The sequence below is a fragment of the Nitrospirota bacterium genome (genome assembly GCA_016207905.1).
Taxonomy (GTDB): domain Bacteria; phylum Nitrospirota; class Thermodesulfovibrionia; order Thermodesulfovibrionales; family JdFR-86; genus JACQZC01.
The window spans coordinates 1-7829 of record JACQZC010000042.1 but is presented as its reverse complement, the minus strand read 5'-3'; the positions used below and the strand labels follow the sequence as shown (position 1 = coordinate 7829).

Sequence of the window (7829 nt, the reverse complement as noted above, 5' to 3'; positions counted from 1 at the left end):
CCCCGACTACTATCAAGCCCGACAGATTCTTAATTCCATAAAATAAAATTTTAATTCTAATTATTAATACCTGCATAATAATGTCCGTTTTCGCTGTCATTCCCGCTTGTCGGAAATCCTTCCGACTTGTTCGGAATCAAAAGAAAGATTCTGGACAAGCCAGAATGACCTTAATCCTGAGGGTATAGGACATAATATTACAGGTTTCATTAGTAAAGAGGGTAGCAGATTACTCTGCCGCTCTCTTTGAGTTTACTTTTCCTATTTTCTCTGGTCGTGAGGAACCACTACCACAGTGGATGCAGTTGAGCTATTTCCTGCATTATCAGTAGCGACCACTGTAATCGTATATCTACGACCATCTTTATCATCCCCATTTCTCCATGCCTCTAAGGGAATCGTTGTATTAAAACCACTAACTTTAGGTTCAATGCTCCCATACTCATCTGTTACACTAAAGACTACTTCCGCTACTCCTGATAGACTATCTTCTACACCACCGCCTATTGTTACATTCACGAGTTTATGATTCGGAGGCCATAAAATTGAAGGGTCTACGGATAAACTAACCGCTGGTGGAGTCTTATCTATCCTTACAGTAATGCTTCTTGGGGTCTCCCTGCTGAGCAGGGAAACTGCATAAGTTAATACTCCAATACTTCTTCCCATTACCCTCTGTAACATCTCACCCTCCTTAGACTTTGATTAGTTATCCACTGAATAGTTACAAGCATTTAAGCATATCCCCCCCGTTTTTCAACTTTATTCTGTTTATAAACTGATAAGTTTTATAAATAGCTTTCTGAGGAGGAGTGTATAACTGAAATACTCCTTAAACCTTTTCCTGACGCTTAGATAATGCCTTGGTAATTTAGATAATGTTCACCTCCCGTGTAATAAGCCATTTCCCCCTGCTGTATGCCTCTTTAAGTGCAGTCGGATGCTTAAGTATTGCGCCCTTTGCATCTATGCCAAGAAAACCGAGTGTCTTATGCTCAGGCACGCTTATGGTCCGAAAAAAGGCAGTTGCAGTTGCCTCTGAGCACTCGATGCCTATGTCTTTTTTTCTACCTCCGACTACCATAAAAAGCCCTTTTCTTCCATAAGTTCCTTGTGAAAGGGGTTTCCTAAGAAGGTATTTTTCGCACCAGAAGTGCTGGCATCTGTCTATCATTGCCTTTGCCTGTGCAGAGACTCCTGAGAAATATACAGGGCTTGCAAGTATTATTCTCTGGGCTGTCCTGATTGAGGCAGAGACCTCTGCCATGTCATCTATGATTATGCATTCTCCTGTTTCCTCGCATCCTCCACAGTCCTGGCACGGCAATATGTCCATGAGGTTAAGGTCAAACACCTTGACCTTAAGACCTTCCTCCTCGATTGCCTTTATTGCCTCATTAAGAATCAACTCTGTATTTCCACCTTTTCTTGGAGAGCCCATAAACGCTATGACATTCATTATTTTGCCTTTTTAATTGCCTCTTTTATCTCTATGAGGTCTTTCATCTCCTGAAGGTTTGTCGTTAGTCCCCACCAGCCGTATTTAAATGCAGTGTAATCAGGCGCACCTGTCATTGCAGAGGCATAACGGATAGAGTTTCCATAAAATAGCCATTGTTTAATCCAGAGCTGTTCAATCTCCTCATCAAAAGGGTTGCTGTTGTCAGAGACCCCATGCTCCCATGCCCTAAGAAGGAGTTTTGTTGCACTAAGGGTCATCAGGTCAGTCTCTTTAAGTGTGTTTTTGAGTTTTTCGAAATGGTTGTTTGTCCAATCCGTTGAGTGACATCCAAGACAGACTGCTTTCATTATGCTTTGTCTTTTTTGCTGTTCTTTATCGTCTATAAGGAAGTCAGAGGCAGGATTACCGAGAAATGTCGTTGGCAGAGGCAAGCCATCGCTATTTTTAATTATAGATGTATCGCCTTGTTTTGGCTGTGGGTGGCTATAGATGAGCCCAAAGAGCCTTACCCAGAGTCTTGAGCCAAAGTCATGGGACCTTTCTACAATAACCCCTCCATCTGTGCCTGTGATAAGGCTATTATGGCATACTGCACATGTTGGTGTAGCGAAGTCAACACCCATTATCCATGGGACATGGCTAAAATCCCATTTGTGCCCCTCTGAAAGGAATATATTCCCATGTTTGCTTTCAGCATAGACATTCCATGCAGGCACATCAGGCTCAAGATGGCACTGAGCACATGTAAAGGGTTTTCTTGCGACTTCTATGGAAAACGAGTGTCTTGGATGACACGGAGTGCATGCACCCATAGAGCCATCAGGATTGATTCTTCCAACACCCTGATTTGGCCAATGAGAAATATCAGGCACGGTTATTTTACCAAGTTTCGTGTCTATATCCTTCATGCCATTAACCTTAAGCTCTGTTCCATGACATGCAAAACATGTCTCCTGCCTCGTATAATCAGATGGCTCCTGAGATGTGATTTGAATGTCATTCACTGCCTTTAAGCCAATTATCGTATTTACGAGTGTGTGGTAAACAGGGTTGTTCTTAAGGTTTCCAATGGCATGTGCCTTCTTGCCCCCCATGTATTGTTTAAACTCTAAGGGATGACATGTAGAGCAGTCAGAAGAAGAGACAACTACATTTATCCTCCAGCCAAAGTGTAAGAAGTTGTCCTTATGCTTTTCAGGGTTTCTACTATGACATTCATAACAGCCGACAACGGTGTTTTTGAGTTTTTCATCTATGGACTCTGCTGATACCCTTCGTTCTAAAGAAGGCTTATTCAGCGAAGAAGAAGGGGTTGTTTTTGAATGCCTACTTGAAAGCCAGTCCTGCACAATTCCGGGTGTAAGTGCCTTGTGACAGTTAAGACATGACTGTGTCTCCTTACTTAAAGGCATGTCTTCTGAATATGAAAGACTATGAAATAACAGGATACCTAAAACAATAAGGAATAGCTTTTTCATAAAATCCTCCTTAAAATCTCTTATGATACTCTTTCACCTTTTTTGCAAACTCCCTTCCGAATTCATAGAGTTTTTCGTTGTCATCCGAAGATGCCTTGTAATTTATGCCAATTGCAGGCTCAACAGTCTCGAGAGCCATTTTTTTAAATTCCTCGATGATTTCCCTGACCGCACCCCCTGCCCAGCCAAAACTTCCAAATGCACTGACGATTCTGTTTTTAGGTCTGAGTCCTCCTAAATATGTAAGAAGCTCACCCACCATAGGGAATACCCTGTTATTAAGGGTTGGCGAGCCTAAGAGACATCCCCTTGCCCTCCAGAACTCCTTCACTGCTACACTGACTGGTGTTGCCCTGAGCTTGATGACCTTTACATCCACATCTTCTTTCCTTATGCCCTCTGCAATTGGAACAGTCATCTTCTCTGTTAAATGCCACATGCTGTCATAGATTATCACTATTCTTTCATCTGCCTTTCCATTTGCCATATCAAGGTACATCTGAATAACATGCCCGGGGTTCTGTCTCCAAATGACTCCGTGGTCAGGTGCTATCATATCTATCTTTAGTCCTAACTTTTCAATCTCAGCTATCTTTTGCTTTATGAGTGTGCCAAAAGGCATGAGTATGTTTGCATAATAGTCCCATACAGAATCCTCAAGCTCAGCCTGAGATGCACATGCCACAAACTCGTCGTCAAACCTCTGACTGGATGCAAGGTGCTGTCCAAAACCATCCTGACTTATGAGAATCCTGTCTTCTTTTATATATGTCATCATCGAGTCGGGCCAGTGAATCATTGGTGTCTCTATAAAAAGAAGATTTCTACTTCCAATGTTTAAGACATCTCCTGTCTTTACGGTCTTTATGTTCCACGAGGATATATCGAAGAACCTCTCAAGCCCCTTTTTCCCTTTGTCTGTGCAATAGATGGTTGCCTCTCTGGCGAGCTTCATTATCTCGCCAAGACCTCCTGAATGGTCAGGCTCTATGTGGTTTACGATAAGATTTTTGATTTTTGATGGCTCTACAAGGCTTTTTATGTGGCTGATGCTTACATCTACGAAGTCGTATTTGACGGCATCGAGAAGCGTTATATCCTTGTCAAGAACAAGGTAGTTGTTATAGGTTGAGCCTCTTGGAGTGACATAGCCATGGAAATCCCTTATTGCCCAGTCAATAGCTCCAACCCAGAATATTCCGGGCTTTAGCTCTTCTGTTTTCATAAAAAACCTCCTCAAGTTTAAATATTTATATCATAGATGCCCATCTATTACAATGATTTTCATTTATTGGCTATAGCAGGTTTTATGAAATCTGCTATATCAAAATAAGCCTAATCGAGCCTGACCTCGGGCTTTCGTGGAAGATTTATAAGCGGGTCGATATGCGCCATTCCGATTGCAAGGACATGGTCTCTGCTTTCACCTGGAAGTAACATCTGATGAAGCCAGACGATATTGATTACTCTGTTGAATGTGGCATTAAGGGGCAGGGATTCTGAACAGCACTCATCCATGATATTGGAAAAGTAGACATATGTTGGGGTAGGTCTGACCCACTCTATAAAATTTGCATATCCTGTGTAATTATGCATTTCGCCAGCCGCATCGTTGCCATAATCCCACCAGCCTGCATATTTATAATCGAGCGGGGACAGATACATTTCATGTTTGATGAGCCCTCCCTTATACCAGCCTACATCTCCTTCGGATGAGCTGAAATTACCAATCCATGGCTCATCTCCATATGCATACCCATAAAGGATAATGTTTTTGCTTGCATTGGTTATCCTCACCTTAAGCGTGAAATAATCGTCTCCTGCCCTGAAAGAGGCAAGTCTCTTCATTAGTATCTTATTCCCGTTAAGTGTCTTCTCGTGCAAGCTTTCGATGATAGCCTTATCCGTAGTCTCTTTGATAACCCTACTGCCTAAATATTTCCACTGATGGGGCACTACCACCTCTTTCGAGCCTGATAGGGAAAAGCCCTCATTTGCCGAACACCATATATGAAACCATTTCTCGCCGTCATAATAGCCAAAACCGCTCGAAGACCGCTCTATGGTATCTGCATAAGGCAGTTCTCCTCCTAAGAATAATCCATGTGGAATGCCTTCGCCTTCCCTAAATCTCGAAAAAGAAAATGAAAGCATTGTTCCATCCTCTCTGAATTCCTTTACAGCGCCAACACCTTCTTTTTTGTTCCATGTCAGCTCAAGCACAGGCTTATCCCTTGCAACTGCGACGGTCTTCATGAATAGGTTGAAAACATTGGTGGCATCGAGCATGAAGATAATCCGGCTTGCTTCGTCGAATACGATGTCGGTTTTTATCTCAATCCCGCCTGTTTTGCTTCTAAGAACATAAATCGCACTATTACTGCTTGTGAGATCGAATACCTCATGAAACAAAAACACCGATACCAACCCTATCTGGATGATAACTACGATAGCGATTAAGATCTTACCTAAGAATTTCCTCCCCACTATTGATATTTTAGCAAATAAATACCATAATAGGGTATAATTTTATATGAGGGCAATTTCCTTTATACTGACGATTCTTATACCTGTGGCGGTTTATGCCCAGCCTTCCATAAAGTTTGACACAGAGTCGCATGATTTCGGGGAGGTAAAACAGGGCGAGCAGTTAGAGCATACATTTGAGCTTTTAAACTTAGGCACAGAAGACCTCATTATAGAGGGATTGGTGCCATCCTGAGGTTGCTCGGCAGCGATGGTTAGTTCAACCCATCTTAAGCCTAATGAAAAAGGCACACTCATTGTAGTGGTTAACACCACAGGTTTCAGGGGCATGATACAAAAGACAGTTGAGGTGCTAAGCAACGACCCACAAATGCCTAAGGTAATACTTCTTCTTAAGGCAGTAGTAAGATAAATAACCTATCCTGCCTTTTTATCCTTAGCTTCATTGCCAAAAGGATGCGATTTATCATAAACATCCATTAGATGGGTTACATCGAGATGGGTGTATTTCTGAGTGGTTGAAAGGGATGAATGGCCAAGGAGCTCCTGTATGACCCTGAGGTCAGCACCGCTTTGAAGAAGATGCGTTGCAAATGTATGTCTCAGGGTGTGGGGGCTCACCTTTCCTCTTATGGAAACTGCCCTTGCATATTTTGCCACTATGCGACTTACTCCTCTGTCCGTAAGCCTTGTGCCATTTCTGTTTAGGAAAAACGCTTCTTCGGGTTTTTTAAGGATGAGTCTTTCCACTATATAGGACTTTAGCGCAGAGATGGCCTTCCTACCTATAGGCACAATCCTTTCCTTCTTGCCCTTCCCTTTTACCCTGACAAGACACTCCTTTATATCCACATCTTCTGTGTTAAGACCTACAAGTTCGCTGACCCTGAGACCGCTTGAATAAATCAGCTCAAGTATAGCCCTGTCCCTTTGGACGAGAAACCCTATGCTCTCAGGCAGTTCCATAAGCGCAAATACCTCATCTACCGAAAGGAACCGAGGAAGATGTTTTGGCTGTCTCGGTGATGACACTAACCTTGCAGGGCTTGTCTTTAAAACCCCCTCTCTTACGAGAAACTTTAGAAAAGACTTCAATGAGGCAAGCCTTCTGCCTGCTGTGCTTTTCTTATGACCCTTGTTTATCTCGGAGGCTATAAAACCCCTTACATCCTGAAGGGTGGTGCGACCACCCGTCTCCCCAAAGAATATCTCGAGGTCTCCTTTATATGCCCTGATGGTGTGGCTGGATGCACCCTTTTCATTGATAAGGTATTTTAGAAACTTCTCGATATAGTCTTTCATGTAAGGACCTTGAAAAGCACAAAGGTGAGTGTTGCTCCGAGCAGTCCTCCCAGAACAACCTCCCATGCACTGTGCACCCTTGTGGCTACTCTGCTTTGAGCAATTGCCACTGCAAGAATAAAACATAAAAGCGACACTATAAAACTCTCTGTCATATAAGTAACCGAGACCCAGACCGAAAAGGCAACAGCCGAATGCCCACTCGGAAGCCCTCCGCTCAGGGGATGACCCTTGCCCCAGTATGACTTAAGAAGTATAACCATTATAAGAACAAGCACAAACGCTATAACCGCTACTTCCTCCTTTACATGCTTCGTTATATAGATGCCACTTTGAAAGATGTCTCGGGCATAGGGAAAAAGTATCATAAGACCTATAAGTGCGGCACCAAAGGCAGTTATAAGCACTGCCCCTGCTGATATGTCCTTTGCAATGCGTGCCTTCTCGTTTCTTTCGGGAGAGATGAAGTCAACAATCGTCTCCACCGCAGTATTAAACATCTCGGCAAGAAGCACCGAAATTACGGCAAGCGAGACAATAACAAACTCTGTTTTTGAGATGCCTAAGATATAGCTTATGAGCAGGACTGCCGAGGCTGAGTAGAAATGATACCTCAGGTGCCGTTGTGTCTTAACAGCATGAAGTATCCCTTCTATCGCATAATCTGCGCTTTTAATCCATTGCCTGAGCGGCATGTCTTAGTTTTATTATAACAGAAAAATCTCTGGCAGTCCCTAACAATTCTTTACATTTTATGGCTTGTCATTCTGGCTTGTCCAGCCTGTCATCTATGAAAAAGAAAAAGCAACCTCCTTTTAATAGTTAAGAAGCAATTCCGTCCGCTTGGCTTAAAAGCCAGTCATCTATCCGCGCTCTCAGGCGCATGTTACCTTACGGCAGAAGCGACCCTCCTAATCATTCTAAGAGCCCTTTCGGCTAGACAGAAAACAGGGCAGCCACTTCATACCTGATAAGCATCGAGATTATATCGCCCACCCCAGGCAATGTCTTAAGCAGGTCGCATATCCTATCGCTTTTAACCACAGCCCTTATTCGGCTCTCCACAAGGCGCATCTTGGCCTCGATGTCTTCAAGCAGGT

10 protein-coding genes are annotated in these 7829 nt (G+C 43.1%); 2 read left to right on the top strand and 8 right to left on the bottom strand.

Annotated features, from left to right (window positions below):
* Positions 1–261: 261 nt before the first annotated feature.
* From HY805_05020 to HY805_05000, 5 genes are all read right to left on the bottom strand, one after another.
* Positions 262–684 carry a hypothetical protein gene (locus HY805_05020; protein MBI4823576.1) on the bottom strand — a complete coding sequence of 141 codons (423 nt, stop codon included), beginning with the start codon at positions 682–684 and terminating at the stop codon, positions 262–264.
* Between the two features lie 187 nt (positions 685–871).
* Positions 872–1459 carry a flavodoxin family protein gene (locus HY805_05015; GenBank protein MBI4823575.1) on the bottom strand — a complete coding sequence of 196 codons (588 nt, stop codon included), beginning with the start codon at positions 1457–1459 and terminating at the stop codon, positions 872–874.
* Positions 1459–2940, bottom strand: a complete 1482-nt coding sequence (locus HY805_05010) for a hydroxylamine oxidase (GenBank protein ID MBI4823574.1) — start codon at positions 2938–2940, stop codon at positions 1459–1461. Before HY805_05010 ends, HY805_05015 begins: the two co-directional genes overlap by 1 nt.
* A gap of 10 nt (positions 2941–2950) precedes the next feature.
* Positions 2951–4165, bottom strand: a complete 1215-nt coding sequence (locus HY805_05005) for an FprA family A-type flavoprotein (GenBank protein ID MBI4823573.1) — start codon at positions 4163–4165, stop codon at positions 2951–2953.
* A gap of 110 nt (positions 4166–4275) precedes the next feature.
* Entirely contained in the window at positions 4276–5427 is a 1152-nt protein-coding gene (locus HY805_05000; protein ID MBI4823572.1) for a hypothetical protein, read from the bottom strand.
* Positions 5428–5473: 46 nt separating this feature from the next.
* Between HY805_05000 and HY805_04995 the strand changes: the two genes are divergently transcribed.
* Positions 5474–5662 (top strand): DUF1573 domain-containing protein, encoded by a 189-nt coding sequence (locus tag HY805_04995; GenBank protein ID MBI4823571.1) that lies wholly within the window; start codon positions 5474–5476, stop codon positions 5660–5662.
* Between the two features lie 15 nt (positions 5663–5677).
* Positions 5678–5839, top strand: a complete 162-nt coding sequence (locus HY805_04990) for a hypothetical protein (protein MBI4823570.1) — start codon at positions 5678–5680, stop codon at positions 5837–5839.
* 5 nt (positions 5840–5844) lie between these two features.
* Here the strand turns inward: HY805_04990 and HY805_04985 are convergent, their stop codons facing one another.
* From HY805_04985 to HY805_04975, 3 genes are all read right to left on the bottom strand, one after another.
* Positions 5845–6729 (bottom strand): tyrosine recombinase XerC, encoded by an 885-nt coding sequence (locus HY805_04985; protein MBI4823569.1) that lies wholly within the window; start codon positions 6727–6729, stop codon positions 5845–5847.
* The gene (locus tag HY805_04980) at positions 6726–7424 is read right to left on the bottom strand and encodes a diacylglycerol kinase (GenBank protein MBI4823568.1); all 699 of its coding nucleotides are present in this window, start codon (positions 7422–7424) and stop codon (positions 6726–6728) included. The genes HY805_04985 and HY805_04980 overlap by 4 nt, the downstream gene beginning before the upstream one ends.
* Before the next feature lie 241 nt (positions 7425–7665).
* On the bottom strand, positions 7666–7829 hold a 164-nt coding region (locus HY805_04975; protein ID MBI4823567.1), incomplete at its 5' end, for a hypothetical protein.